This window comes from Nonomuraea monospora (assembly GCF_039531895.1).
Classification (GTDB): Bacteria; Actinomycetota; Actinomycetes; order Streptosporangiales; family Streptosporangiaceae; genus Nonomuraea; species Nonomuraea monospora.
Genome location: NZ_BAAAQX010000006.1, coordinates 35,140 through 52,674 on the forward strand (window position 1 = coordinate 35,140; position 17,535 = coordinate 52,674).

At 72.5% G+C, this 17,535-nt stretch carries 14 protein-coding genes; 5 read left to right on the top strand and 9 right to left on the bottom strand.

Going from position 1 to position 17,535, the window contains the following annotated elements; all coding sequences use genetic code 11:
- The first annotated feature begins 1 nt into the window (after position 1).
- On the top strand, positions 2-718 hold the full coding sequence (locus ABD331_RS13620) for an RES family NAD+ phosphorylase (protein ID WP_344474321.1): 717 nt from the start codon (positions 2-4) through the stop codon (positions 716-718).
- Here the strand turns inward: ABD331_RS13620 and ABD331_RS13625 are convergent.
- Genes ABD331_RS13625 through ABD331_RS13645 form a run of 5 tightly spaced genes read right to left on the bottom strand, consistent with a single transcriptional unit; the run spans position 699 to position 10,113 of the window.
- The gene (locus ABD331_RS13625; RefSeq protein WP_344474323.1) at positions 699-4,247 is read right to left on the bottom strand and encodes a CHAT domain-containing protein; all 3,549 of its coding nucleotides are present in this window, start codon (positions 4,245-4,247) and stop codon (positions 699-701) included. The two genes, ABD331_RS13620 and ABD331_RS13625, sit on opposite strands and share 20 nt — an antisense overlap.
- Positions 4,248-4,290: 43 nt before the next feature.
- On the bottom strand, positions 4,291-4,752 hold the full coding sequence (locus ABD331_RS13630) for an FHA domain-containing protein (protein ID WP_344474325.1): 462 nt from the start codon (positions 4,750-4,752) through the stop codon (positions 4,291-4,293).
- On the bottom strand, positions 4,749-6,587 hold the full coding sequence (locus ABD331_RS13635; RefSeq protein ID WP_344474327.1) for an AAA family ATPase: 1,839 nt from the start codon (positions 6,585-6,587) through the stop codon (positions 4,749-4,751). Before ABD331_RS13635 ends, ABD331_RS13630 begins: the two co-directional genes overlap by 4 nt.
- Positions 6,584-7,861 (bottom strand): hypothetical protein, encoded by a 1,278-nt coding sequence (locus ABD331_RS13640; RefSeq protein WP_344474329.1) that lies wholly within the window; start codon positions 7,859-7,861, stop codon positions 6,584-6,586. The genes ABD331_RS13635 and ABD331_RS13640 overlap by 4 nt, the downstream gene beginning before the upstream one ends.
- Positions 7,858-10,113 (bottom strand): protein kinase domain-containing protein, encoded by a 2,256-nt coding sequence (locus ABD331_RS13645; RefSeq protein ID WP_344474332.1) that lies wholly within the window; start codon positions 10,111-10,113, stop codon positions 7,858-7,860. Before ABD331_RS13645 ends, ABD331_RS13640 begins: the two co-directional genes overlap by 4 nt.
- A gap of 210 nt (positions 10,114-10,323) precedes the next feature.
- On the opposite strand from ABD331_RS13645, the gene ABD331_RS13650 reads away from it, so the two are divergent.
- The 4 genes from ABD331_RS13650 (at position 10,324) to ABD331_RS13665 (ending at position 13,694) form a co-directional block, all read left to right on the top strand.
- Positions 10,324-10,956, top strand: coding sequence for a hypothetical protein (locus tag ABD331_RS13650; RefSeq protein WP_344474334.1), 633 nt, complete (start codon positions 10,324-10,326; stop codon positions 10,954-10,956).
- A gap of 80 nt (positions 10,957-11,036) precedes the next feature.
- Complete coding sequence (locus tag ABD331_RS13655) at positions 11,037-11,747, top strand: hypothetical protein (protein WP_344474336.1); 711 nt, start codon at positions 11,037-11,039, stop codon at positions 11,745-11,747.
- Between the two features lie 16 nt (positions 11,748-11,763).
- Positions 11,764-13,011 carry a hypothetical protein gene (locus ABD331_RS13660; RefSeq protein ID WP_344474338.1) on the top strand — a complete coding sequence of 416 codons (1,248 nt, stop codon included), beginning with the start codon at positions 11,764-11,766 and terminating at the stop codon, positions 13,009-13,011.
- Positions 13,011-13,694: a 4Fe-4S single cluster domain-containing protein gene (locus ABD331_RS13665; RefSeq protein WP_344474340.1), complete on the top strand. Its 684-nt coding sequence runs from the start codon at positions 13,011-13,013 to the stop codon at positions 13,692-13,694. Before ABD331_RS13660 ends, ABD331_RS13665 begins: the two co-directional genes overlap by 1 nt.
- A gap of 13 nt (positions 13,695-13,707) precedes the next feature.
- Here the strand turns inward: ABD331_RS13665 and ABD331_RS13670 are convergent, their stop codons facing one another.
- The 4 genes from ABD331_RS13670 to ABD331_RS13685 all read right to left on the bottom strand — a co-directional run bounded on the left by ABD331_RS13670 (position 13,708) and on the right by ABD331_RS13685 (position 17,385).
- Positions 13,708-14,736, bottom strand: a complete 1,029-nt coding sequence (locus ABD331_RS13670; protein ID WP_344474342.1) for a hypothetical protein — start codon at positions 14,734-14,736, stop codon at positions 13,708-13,710.
- 1 nt (position 14,737) lies between these two features.
- Positions 14,738-15,520: a hypothetical protein gene (locus tag ABD331_RS13675; protein ID WP_344474344.1), complete on the bottom strand. Its 783-nt coding sequence runs from the start codon at positions 15,518-15,520 to the stop codon at positions 14,738-14,740.
- 75 nt (positions 15,521-15,595) lie between these two features.
- Complete coding sequence (locus ABD331_RS13680; RefSeq protein ID WP_344474346.1) at positions 15,596-16,675, bottom strand: hypothetical protein; 1,080 nt, start codon at positions 16,673-16,675, stop codon at positions 15,596-15,598.
- On the bottom strand, positions 16,672-17,385 hold the full coding sequence (locus ABD331_RS13685; RefSeq protein ID WP_344474348.1) for a TauD/TfdA family dioxygenase: 714 nt from the start codon (positions 17,383-17,385) through the stop codon (positions 16,672-16,674). Before ABD331_RS13685 ends, ABD331_RS13680 begins: the two co-directional genes overlap by 4 nt.
- Positions 17,386-17,535 lie beyond the last annotated feature (150 nt).

The window sequence follows — 17,535 nt, forward strand, 5'->3', positions numbered from 1 at the left end:
CGTGCCGCTCCAACTGCCGCCAGAACGGTGTCCTGGCCAGGTCGCGATGAAGGTCCTGCCCGCCGGCACACGGCTCTGGCGGGTGCACAGCGCGCGATACGCGGCCGACGCCTGCAATCCCGTGCCGGCCGACAGGAAGATCGGCGGCGGCCGGTTCGACTGCACGATGATGCGGCCGTTCCCCTACCTGTACGCGGCCCGGGAGCAGTCCACCGCGCTGATGGAGACGGTGGTTCGCAGCCTGCTGTTCGACGGCGAGAACGGGGGCCGGCTCGTGCGGCACGCCAGGCTGGAGGCTCTGCGCATGTCGGCGATCGACGTCGTCCGCGACCTCCGGCTGGTGTCGCTGCTCAGCGCGGAGGACCTCAGCGGCGTCTGCCAGGACGGCTGGCTGCTCGACGCGGAGGCGGAGTACTACCACATCACCCGTCACTGGTCGTTGTGGCTGCACGAACGCGACTGGCGTGGCCAGCACGCCTGGCCGAACCTGGTGCCGCAGGGGTTGATCTGGCAGGCGAAGCGGGATCGTCCGCGTGAGGCCATGATGTTCTTCGGCGACCGGTGCATGGACGCCTTCCAGCCGGTCGCGAACGAGGGCTACCTGCTCGCCGACGAGCGCTGCCACGACCAACTGACCGGCCTGCTCGCCCCGTACGGGGTCACGCTCGGCCCGTCTCCCAAGCGGGCCGACCGGCCGCTCAGCGTCCCTGGTGCGTGAAGGCGGCCCAGATCACCGGATCCGCCAAATCCAGCTCGAAGGCCAGCCGCACCAGCCCCGCCGAGATCCCGGGAGGGAGGTCCTCCCTGCGCGGTGCCAGCGCCCAGACCTGAGTGCGTCGCAGCGCCTCGGCTCGATCACAGGTGGCGAGGAACGCGTGATACATCACCATCAGGAGGGCGGTGCGTGCGTCGTCCTCGACGCCCCAGCGCGACCCGATGACGGTCGAGGCCCCGGCCGCGAGCAGCGCGGTCGCCAGTGTCAGCGCCTCGTCGTAGTCTTCGGCGGTGAAGTCGCTCGTGCAGGCGGACAGGACGACCAGCGGCCCGGGGCCGCCCGCGCGGGGCCGGGCGAGCAACTGCCCGGCCGTCACCTCGCCGGCCAGCCGGAGCTTCGCGTCCACGGGCGACTGCGTGGATTCGGCGTGGCCGCCGAAGTGCAGCAGTGTGGCGGGCCAGGTGCCTCCTGGCAGCAGGTCGAGCAGCGTGGCCGGCGTGGCGACCGGCGTCACCTCGTCCCCCTTCCACCGCCCGAACCGCCGCGCGGAGGAGTAGAACAGGCGCGACAGCTCATCGCACTCCCAGCGGCACCAGCGTAGCCTCGCCCCTCCTGGGTCGGCCACGATGGCGGGGCGGGCGTGGTGGTCGGGGTACGGCGGCGCGGTGCGGATGAGCTGCCTGGCTGAGACGGCGAACGAGATCACCGCCCGCTGGCAGGCGTACACGCCGCTCGCGGGATCGCCAGCCGCCTGCCACGGCACCGCGCCCAGGGTTCCCCAGGGAACCAGGACCACGCGAGCCAGCGGCCGGCCCGCCGCGATCTCGGTCAGCAACGGCTCCATGACCACGCGCCACGCCCACGCGCCGAGGTCGAGAAGGGCCGCCCGCCACGGTGCTCGTTCGTCCAGGGAGAGCGAGCGCTGATGAGCCCGCTCATAGGCGCGCACGCGCGCCACCTCCTCGCCGTCGAGGCCGGGCAGCGGCAGCGTCCGGACCGTCCCGTCCGGGCGGATCATCAGTGCCCGGCCGTGGCCGCCCCCGCTTCTGGGCAGCAGGTAGGCCAGGGCGTCCCAGCCGTGGTCGCGCAGCGCCGCCGCGATCTGCGGGACCGTGGGCGGATCGAGGAACCCCGGCTCGGTGGCACGCTCGATCACCGCCCTGCTGCGCACGTCCGTCGGGAGGGGGATCGTCCGCCCGCTCGGATCCGGCGCGGGCTCGTCCGGCAACCCGGCGGTGGCCGCGTACAAGGTCGTCCCCCGGGCGAGTTCCAGGGCCTCGACGGCCGCCGCGTCCCGGCCGCCGGCCAGCGCCCGGGACGCGGTTCCCAGTGCGTCCTCGGCCGTGTCGCGTGTCACCGCGAGGGAACGGCCGACGCGGGTTTGGAGGAGCGCGTCGGCCAGGCGCGCCCGGAGAGCGGCCAGCTCGCCTCTGATCGCCTCGTCGGGTCTGCCGAGAGCCCACCAGGCCTTGGCTGTGGCCGCGCGGGCGAATGTGTCGCCGAAACGGCCTGTGCGCTCGTCGAAGTCAGCCGCTGCCCGCAGCACCTGGCGGGCGGCGACCTGGTCATCGGGGAAGAGTTCGAGCCGCAAGAGGCCCTCCACGAGATCGGCGACCGGGTACCTGCCCTCGATGAGCTCCGTCTCCGGGCCTCTGGCGAGATCGATCATCCGCTGCAACTCGGCGGGGCCGAACCGGGAGCCGCTCAGTGTCTCGGCGGCGTCCATCGCGGGTGCGAGTCCCCGGCGGATCGGCGAGTCGGCGGGAAGGTCCGCGAAGCCGCGTGCGAGTTCGTCCATGGCCGTCCGGCGGTCCTGGTCCGTCTTCCCGTACAGCGCGCGGGCGAGGCGTGCCGTGCCCCGCGCGATCAGCAGGGCCGGAGACTCCGCCCACGCGGGGTCTCCGGCGAGCTCATCGAAGATCTCCAGCGCGCCGTCCAGGTACTGCAGGTCCTTGTCCACGCTGAAGCGGTCCACCATGGTCATGGCGATCGCGTAGCGGAGCCCCGCCACGTTCGGGTCGGTGGCGGGCAGCAGGTCGATGGCCCGGTTGAAGGAGGCCGTCGCCGTGTCGAAGTCGGCGCGGGACGAAGCCCAGATCCCGCGCACGGCGTGCACGACGCCCCAGGCCAGGTGCGTGGCGGCGTCCTGCGGCCCGTCCGGCGCGACGGCGCGCAGATCTTCGACGAGACGGTCGAGCTCCGCACGCGAGGTGTGCGGGCGCACGCCGTCGAGAACGGCCCCGATCAGGGCGGCCATCGCGACGGCCCGCACCGGGTCGTCCGGTGGGAGCGCGGGCAGCGCCGGCACGAGGACACGCATGGCCTCCGCCGCCGCGCCTGCGGCCTGCAGCTTCGTCCCGAGGCGGGCGAGGAGCTGCGGGCGCAGCGCGTCCTGGGCGGGCAGCGCCGCGACGGCGGCGCGCAGGTCCTCCTCCGCGGGATCGCGCGCGGTCAGCAGCTCCAGCGCCCTGGCCTGCGGCAGGTCCGGGTGCTGCGCGGCGACCCTGGCCGTGTGGCGGTGCACGGCGTCCAGCTGTTCCGCGGTGGCCACCGGACAGCCCGACAGCACCATCCGGGCGCCCGCCAGGGTGCCGTTGATCCGCACGTCGTCAGGCGCGAGCCGCGCCGCCCGCTCGAGGTGATCGACCGCCTCGGCCAGCACAGCACGGAGCTCCGGCCGCTCGCGCAGCGCCGCCGGGAGCTCCTTCAGCCCTTCAGGGGTCACCATCGGCTTCCGGGGCGGAAGGGCGGGCATCAGCCGGCGGATCAGCAGGAAGGCGAGGTGGGCGTGGCGCTCGGCGGAGTGGCGGACCGGCTCCGCGAGCGCTGCCCGGATCCACCGCTCGGCCGCCTCCAGTTCCGGCGAGATGCCCGTCCGAGGCGCCGGCGCCTCGATGAGCACGCTGAGGTTGATGGCCACCTGCGCCCGTCCCGGTCCGGGCTCCATCCGCTGCCATGCCTGCTCGTACAGTGTGATGGCCTGCCCGGGATCGCCTCCCGCGAGGTTGTCCGCGAGACGGATCATCACCTCCGGCCGCATCGGGTGCTCCTCTGGAAGCAGGCCGAGCAGTTCGCCCAGGTCGCCGGCCAGCCGTTGCAGCGTCTCTTCCGCCGGCGTGCCCGCCGAGAGGCAGATCGCGTGAAAGTACAGCGGCGCGATCCGCTCCTGGCCCTCGCATGTCGCCAGGCCACGTTCGAGCAGAGCCGCGACCTCCGGCGTGCAGGTGCCCGCCTCGGCCAGGAGCTCACCCAGCGTGCCCGCCACGACGTCGCCGTACGGGTCGTCCTGCGGAAGCCGGGTCAGCAGCCGGTCGAGCACGGCTGCGGCCGTGTCGCGATCCGCGGCCGCCCCGTGTGCCTGGTAGCGGGCCAGCAGCAGGACGGCCAGGCCGTCGAGCTGCTCCTCGTCGGCCTCGTCCGCGTCGTACGCGGTGGTCAGCGTCTCTATGGCGTGGTCACGATCCGCCGCCCCCTCCGGCTCGGCGAAGCGGGCGGCGTGCGCGCGCCAGTCCGGCCTTTCGCCGTTGGTCATGGCGTCGTCCACTGGGCGCTCCAGGCGTGCGAACGGCCCCTCATCATCGCTCCTCTTCCTCGTTCATGACGGCCACGACCCCCTCCGGGCCTGCCGCGAGGCGGACCAGGTCACCTCGCGACAGCGGGTGCCGCCGGTTCGGCGGCAACTCCTCACCGTTGCGGAAGGTGCCGTTCGGGGTCTGCTCCGGGTCGATCCACGCGCCGCCGTCCGGGTCGAGGCCCACGGTGGCGTGCCGCCGCGACACGTTGCGGTGCGCGGACAGGGAGGTGGCGTACGGCGACCAGAGAGGGTCCCTGCCCAGCCGCACCGGCGAGTCCGGGCACGGGAGGACGTCCCCGAAGGCGAACCGCACCGCGAGCACGCCGGCGGACGCCCCACCGCCCACCGTCTCCTGCTCTCCCGGACGGGTATCGCCGGCCGGCGACCCGGGTTCGAGGTCGGATCCGCAGTGCGCGCACATCGTGGTGGAGCCGGGATCTGCGCAGCCCAAGGGGCACTTCACGGCGACTCCACGCGCAGGGTCACGGGATCGCCCCCGTCGACGCCCAGGATCCGCAGGGTGCCGCCGGGTGCCGCGTCCCGGTCGAACAGCTCCCGGGCGAGCGGGTTGATGAACGCCGACTCCAGCGCGTTGCCGATGCCCCGCCCGCCGTTCTGCGGCGAGAACGGGCACAGCTCGCGCAGGTCGTCCCTGGCCCGCGAGGTGAGGTCGACGGTGACCCGGTGCTGCTCGCTTACCCTGCGGATGATGTTGTCCAGCTGCCCGTCGAAGATCTGCGCGGCGACGGTGGCGGAGATGAAGTCGAAGACCACGATGTTGTCGCCGAACCTGTTGAGCAGCTCCGGCCGGTTGAGCTTGTCGGTGAAATGCTGGTTGATCGTGTCCAGGACGGTCTCGCGCACCTCCTCCGGCTCCATGCTCTCGTCGACGGTGCGGACCCTCTCCCCGGTCCGCGGGTCCTCCCTGCGGATGCCGAGATTGGAGGTGAAGACCAGCACGCACTCGGAGAAATGGGTGGTCATGCCCTGGCCGTCGGTGAGACGCCCGTCCTCGAGGATCTGCAGGAACTTGTCCAGCACCTGCGGATGGGCCTTCTCGATCTCGTCGAAGAGGATGACGCGGAACGGCATCCTGCGCACCGCGCTGGTCAGCTCGCCGCCCGCCTCGAACCCGACATAGCCCGGCGGCGCCCCGATCAGCCGGTCGGCGGCGTGCTCGGCGGAGAACTCGCTCATGTCGAAGCGCAGGAACGAGTCGGCCTCCCCGAACACCAGCTCGGCCACGGCCTTGGCGAGCTCGGTCTTGCCCACCCCGGTCGGCCCGGCGAAGAACAGCACGCCGCGGGGACGGGTGCCCGGGGCAGTGGCCTGGGCGCCGGACAGGCCGAGCGCCGCGCGTTTGAGTATGTCGAGGGTCTTGAGCACTGCTCGCCGCTGGCCCCGCACCCGCTCGTGCAGCCAACTCTCGCCCTCCTGGATGCGCCTGCGCAGCTCGCCGCGATGCCAGAGGTTGTCCTCGAAGCCCAGTTTGTAGATGCGTACGGCGTCGGGCAGCTCCGTGGCTCCCATGCCGCGGTCCCGTGCCAGCCGGACGATCTCGTGCAGGTCCCGGGTCCGCATGCCGTCGGTCTGGCGCGCGAACTGTTCCATAGCGCGGGCACCGTCCGACCCCGCAGGGGCGTCCAACAGGCCAAGGTCGACGGCGAGCATCCGGCTGGTCCTCGCGCGCTCGTCCAGGCCGGGCAGTGCCACTCCGATCGTGCGCACCCGCGGCCCGGACGCCATCAGCCACGCCGGCAGGTCGCGTTCTCCGTCCACCAGCCAGATCAGCGGGTTGAACAGCGCCGCCTGCCGCTCCGCCGGTCCGCCGAGCTGCGGGGTGGCCTGCTCCGCGAGTTTGAGCGCGAACCGGAAGAAGTCGTGTTCGTCCTGGTTGATGTGGGCGGGCGACACCAGCAGGCGGGAGGCGTAGTCGATGACCAGCGCCATCCGGGCAGGCCCCTGGGCCACGGCGGTCAGGTGCTTGCGGAGCGCGTCCATGGACGGCGCAGAACCGATGACGCCCGTGCCCAGGAGGCGGGCCGCCACTCCTTGCTCGGCCTCCGCGTGTGCGGTGAAGCCGTGCACGGGGTCGTAGCGGATCAACGCCAGGTAGCCGTCGGGCCGCAACGCCTCCCACAGCACGTCCACGAGCGGGAGAGACGAGGGCTTGGGCGGCACCAGGAACCGGTCGCGCACGTTGCCGTGCAGGATGTACTGGGCGTGGACGGACAGCGTGCCCGCCAGTTCGCGGACGAACGGCGGCCAGTCCGTCAGCCGCTTCGACCAGCCGTTCACGATCGTCTCCTGGCCTTGCGCTCCTGACGCACCCGCGAGATCGGCTCGGGCCGGGCGGCCACTTCGACCTCCTCGTCCGCCGACACCCGCGGCCGGCCGTGCTCGACGCGCAAGCCTGCGGCCAGGCCCTCGAAGTCGCGGGCGAAGTCCTGGCACCGCTCGCGGTCCTGACGCCGCCCGTCGATGCCGGTGGGCGGCACGCGCCTGACGACACGTCCCCGGACCAGGCGGTCGCCGACGTCGACGGTGGCGTAGTGGCCTGGCCAGTCGCCCCTGGTCAGGGTGAGGACCTGGTCCTCACCGCTGACCTCCCAGCCAGAGGCCCGCATCAGGGCGGCAACGGTCTCGCGCAGGTACATCTGCTGGGCCCGGCACAGCGCCCGGCCGTTCAGTTCCTCGGCTCGGGCGCGCAGCGCCGCGTCGAGCGGCGCGTCGCCCGCGACGACCGCGTTCAGGTTTTCGACCACGCGCGCGGCACCGCCGTCCCCCGCGTCGGGGATGCCGGTGGCCCGGAACGACTGCAGATACGCACCGGCGGTCACCGCGTCCTCGTGGCGGCGCCGCGCCGCGGCGTTGGCGTCGTGGATCAGTCTGAGCAGCTGGTCGAGGCCGGACCGCTGGGCCTGGACGGACGTGGCCGTCCGAGTGCGCGCCGCGACCTCGAGGATCTGGGCGTACTCCCGCGTGCTCACACCGGGGTCCAGCTTGGCGAGCCGCGCGTCGATCCTGGCGGCGGCGCCGCCCGGCGAGGCCGCCTTCACCGGCGCCGCTCCTGCCCGCGCCCTGGCGAGCGCCTCGGCCGCGGTGATGACCGGCTCGGCCTCGCCGCCGAGGCGTTGCGCGAGCCGGCGGCACGCCTCACCGGCCACGTGCCCGCTCAGGACGGCGCGGGCCCGCGCGAGCCCCTTCTCGGTGTCCGCGCACCAGGACCGGATCGTGGCCATGTCGCTGCCCGCCACGTCCAGGGGCTCGGGCAGGGTCAGCGTCACCGGCACCTTGCCGGCCGCCGCGCGCAGCGCCGTGATCTGGGCGTTGTGCCGCACGACCACGGCCGTCGCGTCCCGCCACCGGTCCGCGGCGCGGCGCTCGCCGGCAAGGCGTCCGGCCTCCGCGTCCATGGCGTCGCCGAGCATCACCGCCCCCTCCGCGGCCAGCTCGGCCCCGCGGGCGGCGGCCCGCGCGATCAGGAAGGCCGCCCCGCCGACCGCCAGCGCGCCGACCGCCAGCGGCAGCACCACCGGGACCGCGATCACCGCCATCGAACCTGCGCTCATGTCCGTCCTCCTCGCTCGTCTTCCTGCTGTTCGCGCCTGGCTCGCGCGAGCTGATCCGCCCTGTCCTCCTCGTCGGCCACCCAGCGGCGCTGCCGCGCCACCGTCCAGATCACCTGCACGACGACCGTCCCGATCGGCAGCACGGGCGGCAGGAAGGCCGTCGCGGCCAGCACCGCCAGCAGCGCTCCTCCCACCACCGCGAGCCCGAGCCAGCCGTTGCCGCGTACCGGCCTGGCCACCGCCCTGGCCAGCCGCGCGGTGCCGCCGATCAGCGAGTACGCCGGGTGGTAGGGCCCTCCGACGCCGGCCGCGAACGCCAGCTCCACGCCGATCACCAGGACGATCGCCACGATCACGCAGAGCCAGCCGAGGTCGGTCATGGTCGTGGTCGCGATCGGGATCAGATCGCTCACCACGATCAGCCACACCCAGAACACCGCCACCAGGCAGCAGCCCGCAGCCGCCCAGCCCAGCGCGATCGGCCGGTCCTGGTTCCGGTACCACAGATGCGTGGCCTCCTCGCGCAGCAGCCAGGCCCGGCGTACGCGGGCCGCGTGCAGGTCGGCGGCCTCGACGCGGGCGGCGGGCTCCAGCAGCAGCGCGCACAGGCGGTCGAGCGGCCCGGCCCGCGCGCCGGTCAGCTCGGTGAACCACGGTACGTCGTGAGGCAGGTCGGCCCGCAGCTCCCCCGCTGTCTGGCGCAGGGCATCCGCCGAGGCGTCCGGGCTGGTCGCCAGCGCCAGAAGGTGCGGCAGCAGCCGCGCTGGCGCGATCCCGGCCAGGGCCTCGCCCAGATCGGGGCGAGCGGCGCGGAGGCGGGCGGTCACGGCCTGCCAGGAGACGTGCGACTCGCGCCAGCGGGCGTCGGCCTCGGCGAGCCCGCCACCGAGCGGCGCACGGGCCAGTTCCAGCAGTAACCGGTGGTTCCACAGCTGCAGCATCAAGTCGGGCACGTTGCCTGGCGTGCCGCCGAGCGCCTTGCGGGCCAGCTCCGTGACCCGGTCGAGCGTGAGGACCTCGTTGCGGTAGAGGGCGGGCATGGTCGGGTCCAGCCAGCGGACCAGGCGCAGCAGCTTGACGTCCGGCGGCAGGTTCGCCTCCACCGCCGCGAACAGACCGTCCGGGTCCCCGCCCAGCCTCGCGATCCAGCCGCGCAGCCGCTGCCATGGCGGCGCCGTCCCCGTAGCGGTGAAGTAGTACGCCGCCGCGCTGTCCCATTCCCCGGCGAGCAGTTGCGCCAGCTGCCGGCGGCCGGTGACCGTCCTGCCCCGATGGTCGTACGGCTCGAACTGCGGCTCCTCCAGGGCGGCGGCGACCACCGGCGGGGATCCGCCCCTCAGCCATTCGGCCACTTCTTCGCCGCCCCATCGGTCGGGGGCGTCCTTGGTCAGCAGACCGCGCAGGAGCAGCCGGACGCGCTCGTCGTCCGCTCCGGTGAAGTCGATGTCGCGCACGTGCTGGAGCGCCATCACCTCGGCGTCCGCCAGGTGGCCGTACGGGTGCCGTCCCGCGCTCAGCTCCAGCAGCGTCATGCCGAGGGCCCACCAGTCGACGGCAGGTGACACCCGCCGTGCCAGGAGCTGCTCGGGCGCCATGTAGATCACTGTGCCGTGGCGGCTGTCGCGGATCTCTGTGCCGTCGGTCACGCGGCTGATGCCGAAGTCGATGACGGCCAGCTCCAGCGGCTCACGGGAACGCAGGAGCAGGTTGTCCGGTTTCAGGTCGCGGTGCGGTACGCCCACCGCGTGCAGCGCGTTGAGCGCGGCGGCCATCTGTCTGACGATCTCGGTCACCGTCACGGGCGGCAGTCCGCGCGGCGGGTCTCCGAGCAGGGTACGCAGGTCGCCGCCGGCCAGGTGCTCCATCAGCTCATAAGCGCGCCCCGCGACCGTGCCGCGCTCGTACACCTCCACCAGGTGGCGTTCGCCGCTCAGCCGCGCCAGCGCCTCGGACACCTCCGGGTCGGGCCCGTGCCCGGCGCGGTAGATCTTGAGGATCCGCTCGCGGCCCTCGGGGTCCGTGACGAGGAACAGCAGCGCCTCCGAGCCGCCCACCAGCTCCCTGACCAGCTTCAGGCGGCCGGCGAGTGCGGTGGGCAGCCTGCCGGCCCCCCAGGCGTCTTCGGTGAGCGGCTCGCGGCCCGCGTCGATGAAGGTCGGCGGAACCTCGTCCGTGCCCGTGCGCCCTGGATCCAGCTCCGTCGGGGGCGCGGAGCGTCCCGGATCGAGCTCAGTGGGCGGTGGATGAGACATTCTTCCAGCTTTCGACATTCCATGATTTTCGGAATTTGTATGGAACGGAAAAGCGACCGGCGCCTTGTTCCATGTATTCCAATGCCTTTCTGGAATGCAGGGACGACAGCGCCCGCCCAGCCGAAGTATGGCATAGTTTTTCCTATTGCCGTCGAGTGCCGTGAAACTCCAGAATTGCCCGGACGTTGCGACGGAGAAAGGAGCATCCACATGACCGCGGTGGACAGGGGCGCCAGGAAAGGGCCACCCGCCGAGGATCCGCCCGCGTTGACCGCCGGCCAGCGCAAGGCCGCCATGAGGGAGGGCAGGCGCGCCTCGCGCCGGATCTGGAAGCAGGCGATGGCGCAGAAGAAACTGATCACCGAGCCGATGACGGCCGCGGCTGCCAGCGCGCTGGGCGCCGCCTACGTGCACGAGATGCAGGAGCACGCCAGGGCTGAGTCCAGCGCGGCGCTCAAGCGGCTCATCGACCGCCGGGGCGATCTCCTGCGGGAGATCTCCCGCCAGGCGGCCGAGGTCCTGCGCGAGCACGAGGCGAACGGCCAGGCATCCGCCCGCACTCGCGTCAGGCTCCTCGAGCTGATCACCGCCTGGCGGGTCGACGTGGCCTCATGCCACCAGAACGCCCTCGTGCGGCACAGCCGGGCCGGGCAGCTCGTCGCCTGCTACTGGGAGGGCGTGCTGCGCCGGCGGATCCGGCGCAGGAGCAAGGGCGGGGTGACCGTCGGGTCTGTGCCGCTCATCGAGCCCGACCCGCTCTGGGACGCGCCGGACGAGTTGCTTCTCACGCACCTGCGGGGAGCATCCGGTCCCGTGCGGCGCGCGCTGGACCTCGTCGGATGACCGGGGGAACCGCCATGAACTCACATCGCGCGTCGCCTCCGTCCCCGCTCCCGGCGGGCCGGTTCGCGTCGGCTCTCGCCGTGGCCGCCGTGCTCTGCGCCGGGCTCACCGGTTGTTCGGAGGACCGGCTGGCGGGCGTGTGCGACGTCGTCCTCGACGGATCCGGCTCCTCGGAACCGAAAACGGGCTTCGACGCCGAGCAGCGGGTCAGAGCTCAGCTGCCCAGGCAACTCTTCCAGGCCGGCTGCCGGACCGTGACGTTCGAGCCGATCACCGGGGCATCGCGCTCGGCGTACTGCACCGCCGACGATGTCGACCTGGACCCTGACGCGGCGGGCAACCTCGACCGGCCCGCCCTCCGGAACACGCGGCGCGGCCTTGCCGTCCAGCGCGCGGGTGAGCTGCTCGGCTGCGTGCGCACCGATCAGCGCGAGGTTCCCGGCTCCGACGTCCTGGGCGGCCTCTGGAGGGCGGCGGAGGAGCGCCCGACCGGCGGAGCGGGCTATCACCTGATCGTTTTCAGCGATTTCATGGCCACCGATCCGAAAGGCGGCGACCATCCCCTGAACCTCTATGAGGATGATTTGAGCACTCCGGAGAAAAGGCGGGCGATCATCGAGAGGCTGGCCGCCGACAAGCGCATTCCCAACCTGTCCGGCGTGCGACTCGTCACGATCGGATACGGCACTCTGCAAGGCAGGGATCCGGTGGCATTTCCAGCCTTCGACGCCTTCTGGAAAGAACTCCTGAAAGACAAGGCGCATTGCCCTGTCGAGCCGAAGAAAGTCTGACCGGAGGATCACGGGCATGACCCATCCACAGCCTCCCCTGCCCGGCCCCTTCGACATCGGGCCCATCGGCTACACCGGCGACGGGGTGCCCGAGCGGGCCCATGAGCAGGGAGTCTCCGACGCCCGCGGGGGCATCCTCGACACGTGGTCGTTCGACCCCGGCGCGCCGCCGCCCCACCTGAGCGTGCTGCAGGCCGAGGAGGAACGCGTGCTCGCCCGCCTGCCCGCCGACGATCGGACGAGGATGGAAGTTCTACGGGGGCGCGTCGCCGAGGGCGAGGCGGCGCGGGCCACCACGGTCGCGCTGGTAGCAGATCTGGAGGCGAAGCACGGCAGGGCGGTGCACGAGGCGGACGACGTCCGGGCCCGGATCGACGCGCTGGCCAGGGACGACGAACGCCGCCGCAGGCGTGGGTTGCTCCGCGAGGGAGACTCCCACGAGGGCCTTCCCGGCGGCGTGGACGCGGCGGGGCCGGAGACGGCCAGGTGGGAGGGCCCGTACACGGCTCCGCCGCTGCCCTCCAGGTTGAAACAGGCGCTGCTGATCGTGCTCGTGGCCATCGACGTGCCGATCCAATGGGCCGTGTTCGACTACTTCCATGGCGACACCCTCATCGAGCAGGTACTCAGCGGGGTTTTCGCGGTGTCCGTGGCCTCGATCATGGTTCTGCTGCCGCACCTCGCCGGCTATCTCTACAGGGGGCGGCATACCACCGGCGAGGAGCGCAAGGTGATCCTCACCGGGCTGGTCCTGCTCCTGCCCGGCCTCTATCTGGCGGCCGTGCTCGGCTACCTGCGGGCCAGGGTGCTGCTCGTACCGCCCACAGTGGTGAACGAGAGCGGCGCGGTGGTCGAGGAAGGCCTGAAGAGCGCGGCCGAGCCGCTGCACGCCAGTGACCTCAGCATCATCGCGCTGTTCGTCATGCTGCTGTTCATCACGTCGGGGATCTCGTTCCTGTTGGGAACGGCGAGATTCCACCCGCTGCGGACGGCGTACGAGGGTGCCGCCGACGCCCGCGACCTGCTGGCGGACCGGCTCGCGGACGATCGAGGCCGCCTTGACTCCATCTGCGCGCGGCACGCGGAGCTGCGAGCCGCCTGCGACCGGCTGGAGGCGAGCGCGCAGCAGCGCATGACCGCCGACCAGGACGTGGTGCGCCAGACCTTCAGGACCGCCCGCATCCGTTACCTCGACGGCGTCGCCACGGGCCTGGCCGACGCCAAGGCCACCGAAGCCATCGCCGAGCTGATCAGGACCTTGTGATGGCGGCCACGTTGCGGGTGAACCGCGTCCACAGCCCCGTCATCACACTCGGGTTCGGCCGCAGGCTGGGCATCTGGACGCAGGGCTGCCCGCTGGCCTGCCCCGGCTGCATGTCCCGCGACACCTGGGACGAGGCGGCGGGAGCCGAGGTGCCCGTGGAGGAGCTGGCGCGGCTCTGGAGCGCCGCCGTCCGCGACGGGGCGGACGGGCTGACCGTCAGCGGCGGCGAGCCTCTCGTACAACCCGAAGGGCTGGCCGCGTTGTTGTCGGCGGCCGATGTGATCAGACGACGCGCGGCACGGCCCATCGACCTGCTGGTCTTCACCGGCTACGAGGAGTCCGAACTGGACGACGACCAGCGTGCGGCGGTCAGGCACGCGGACGTGCTGATCACCGGCCGGTACGAGGCGGGCAGACCGACCGGGCTGATCTGGCGGGGCTCGGCCGGCCAGCGCATGCTGCTCAGGACCGAGCTCGCCGAGAGCCGTTACCGGCCCTTCGCCGACCTGGCGCCGGAACGGTCGCCGATGCAGGTCGTGACCGACGAGCACGGCGTGTGGCTCATCGGCGTCCCTGCCGAAGGGACCCTGCCACTGCTGGAGCGCGCGCTGCGCGCGCAGGGCGTGCGGCTGGAGCCCCCGAGCTGGCGAACCGGGCACGGGAAGGGGCCGCACGAGCGGTGAACGCCGCCGGCCGTCAGCACGCGCCCAGTTGCTCCCGCGCCTCCACGCAGTACACGCTGTCCTCGGGGAACCAGTCCAGCCGGCTGCGCAGCGCACGCCGCGCCGCTGCCACCGCCTCGGCCCGGTCCGTCCCCGCCAGCACACGGGCCAGTGTCAGTGGCGCCAGACCGGGGTCGATGCCGCCGGGCCAGCCATCCTCTCTGCCCCGGTGCAGCTCACCCGCGAGCCGTGCCTCGGCCTCCGCCTCCGCCTGCCGGCCCGCCGCGAGCAACGCCTGCGCCCGCAGCAGCAGGCCCTGGAGCAAGCGCGGCTCCCGAAGCGCCTGTCTGCCCGTCATGAAGTCGGTGGTCATGCGCACCACCTGGTCAGCCAGCTCCCTGGCCTGCGCGGTGGTGCGCTCACCGGCCGCCGGTCCGAGCAGCGCCTGGCAGAGCGCCACCTTACCGGCGACACCGCGGGCCTCCCAGGTGCGCAGGTCGTCGTGACCGCAGACGACGCTTCTGTGTGCGATCTCCTGGGCGCTCAGCTCCGCGGCCTCGGCCAGGTCCGCGGAGGGCACGGCCTTCACGGTGTGGTCCAGGTGACCCAACCTGGCACGTTCCACCAGCGTCGTGGCCAGGTCGAGGCGGACCGTTCCCGTCCAGTAGGCCTGCACCCCCAGCGCGGATTCACGACGGGCCAGTTCGGCACGCTGGTGGACCACGGCGTTGTCCAGGTCCGTCGGCTCGCCTCGACGGCCGAGCCACCTGCCGTATCGGGAGACGATCTCCAGATGTGCCGGGTCGCCGGCTTCGAGGGCATCGGCCGCGCAGCGTACGAGCCGCTCCCAGACCGGCACCGACTCGGTCACCGGCCGGGTACGACTGGCGTACGTCTCGGACTTGCAGGCGATGAGCAGGGTGAGCGGGTTCGAGGGCCCCAGCTCGGCCGCGGAGCGGTGCCACAGGGCGGTCAGGTCTCGCGGGCAGCCCGTCATCGCGGTCAGCATCTGGGCCCGCAGTTCCGCCACCACCGGACGCCGGCCCCTCTCCTTCGAGCACATGTCAGATCACCGGCGAGTCCGCGCCGGTCTCCCGGCCGGGATCGGTCAGCAGCATCTCGCCAGCGCTCCTGAGCATCTTCCCGATCTCGGCGAGCCGCGGACCGCTGATGGTCGGGTCGTTGCGCACCGTTTCGATCGCCTCGGCCAGCCGAGCCTGCGCCGCCGCGCCGTTCATCCGCCGCAGCAGGCCGTCCAGCTCGCGCTCCGCGCTGTCGGCTGCCGCCTCGGGCGGCATGCCGGGCGCGGCAGCGACGGACGTGAGCAGGCGGGCCAGCAGGCCGTACAGGGTTTCCGGGCTCGCGCCGCGGCCCAGCACGATGGCGAAGTCCTCCACCGCGCACATCGGCGGTCTGCCTCCTGACGCCCGCATCAGACCCTGCCACCCGGCGGCGAAGTCGGCGAGCACGAACAGGAGCGCCCGGGCGGCACGGTCGCGATCGCCGTCGATCGAGCGCAGCCAGCCGGTCCTGTGCGGCCAGTACGCCCACACGGCGGTCTCGTGCCCGAGCCAGGCGGCGACGTTGGGCGCGGGGTACAGTCCGGCCAGGCCGGGCAGCGCCCCCTGATAGCGCGCGAGCAGCGAGTGCAGCGCCTTGGGCCCGCTCACCGTGTAGAAGGTGCTCTGCCTCCCGCCGGCGAGGGACACCACCTCCTGGCGGTCGGGAAGCTCGCCGGTTCTGGATGAGAGGGACAGGAAGGCGTTGTAGTAGTGCTGGGTCGTGTCCCAGTGACGCCTTCGCTTTTCATTCTCCGCCCACCACCGGGCGGCAACGCTACAACGCAACGCATGGATCATGTCCACCATGACGCCGAACCGTTCTTTATGTCACTGTAGTTTTCCATCGCACTAACCTGAAGCTCACTGTACTACAAAGAGGGGCGAAGCATCCGATACTTCGTCAGCGTGGACGTCCCTCACGACGGCCATCAGCCGCCGGGCTGCCGGCCAGCGCCGGGTGAGCGCTTCCCACCGGCCGGCGAGGTCGGCGCGTAACCGTACGGGCAGGGCGAGATCGTCTCCCGCCAGCAGGCGCAGCGGCCCTGTCACATAGGTCGCGGCCAGCGTCGGCAGCGCCGCCAACTCGGGTTCCCGGTGACCGGCGGCCCGCCGCAACGTGCGTCCGGTCAGGCGGAGCCTGCCGGGGAACCCCGGCAGGCGGCCGATCCGCTCGGCGATCCCGTCCCGCAGGCAGCCGGCGACCCGGCCCTCGCCGCGCTCCGAGCTCTCCAGCAGCGCGACCAGTTCCACCGCCATGGCGTACGACTCGGCGGCGAGCAGGCCGTGCCCGAACTCGGCCGGGTGCGGGCCCGTGAGGGAACCGGGCCGGCCTTCTCCCGCCGCCAGATGGTCGAGGTGCGCCCCCTCGTGAATGCCCCGCCAGACCCGGCGGTAGGGCTCGGGCGCGCGGCGTGGCACATCGACCAGCACGGCGGGGTGGCCGGGCAGCCGCATCCATACTCGCCTGGCCAACCCGGTGTAGGGACGACCAGGCACCACAAGATGCCCGCGCCGGGCGGAGGGCCGGTACTTCTCGCCCCACCAGAGATGGTCCGCGGCCCGATCGGGTACGCGCGGGTACCCGCGGCGCGCGGGCAGCGCGTCGCAGAACTCGGCCAGAGCCGCGCACAGGTGCCACGTGCTCTCGGCCACCGGCGGCACCGGTCCTGGCGACTCGGCCACCGGGTAGTAACCCGGCACCGGCCCCGCCACGGCGCGCAGGGCACGCAGCCGCGCGGCGGCGATGCCGCCGCGCCGCACACCGCGACCGGCGATCACCTGGTCCAGCCCCGCGAAGGCTCCCGGCCTGGCGAGTACCGCGCAGCCCAGGGCCACCTCGGCCCAGCCGTACACCGTCCACACGGCGGCCTCCGCCCCCTCGGCGGGCACGCGGGCCGCCGCACTCGCCGCGTCGATCGCCCATCGGCGCGCCTGGCTCATGACGTCCACACCCGTACGCGCAGCAGCATGCGGCGCGGATCCCGGAAGGACGTACGCGCGTGCATCACGTGGTGGTTGTCGATCACGATCATGTCGCCCGGCCGGTGCTCCAGGCATACCGTGCCGGGCAGCACCCTGAGCAGACAGGCGAACCAGGACGCCACCCTGCGCTGTTCCAGGGTGAGGTCCACGAGGTTGTCGGCGCGCCACCGTACCGTCCCGTCGCCGGGCATGACCGCGGCGCGCGAGCAGGCGCCGTCCTCCCCTCCGCCGAACACCTCGGGCACCCGCCACTGCCACCTGGGCTTCCCGAGCTCGGCCAGGACGCGCTCACCGAGAGCGTGCCGCCGCAACTCGGCCTTTACCGTGGCGGCGTGGAGCAGCAGCGTCAGGCCCCCGTCCGCCGCCGGCCTGACGACGAACATGCAGACGACGCCCTCGGGGTCGGCCCGGTAGGCCGCGTCGGTGTGGAAGTCCGCCGCGCCCGCCCGTTCCGACAAGGTGGCCGCCGGATCCGTTCGCGACGGCCGTATCGGCCAGATCTCCTGGCCACCGTCCCGGCGCGACGGCACCCCGAACTCCCGGGCGAGGCGCAGTACCGCCGCGTGGTCCACCGCGTCGCCGTCGGTGTGGCGTAGACCTGTGTGGAGCACCGCCCACCCTCGGCCGGCCAGGTCATCTCTGGCGTCGGCGATGTCCGTCCGAGTCATCGAATCGCCCCTTCCGTCGTTCCTGGGTCTGCTTTCCAGGCAATCAGCAGGGCCGTCCGCGTTCCGGGCGTATCTCGGTCGGAAGCCGGGCGTCTTGGAGCCATCGCCCGGTCATAGTGGAGTGCACATACTTGGTAAATAGGAGCAATA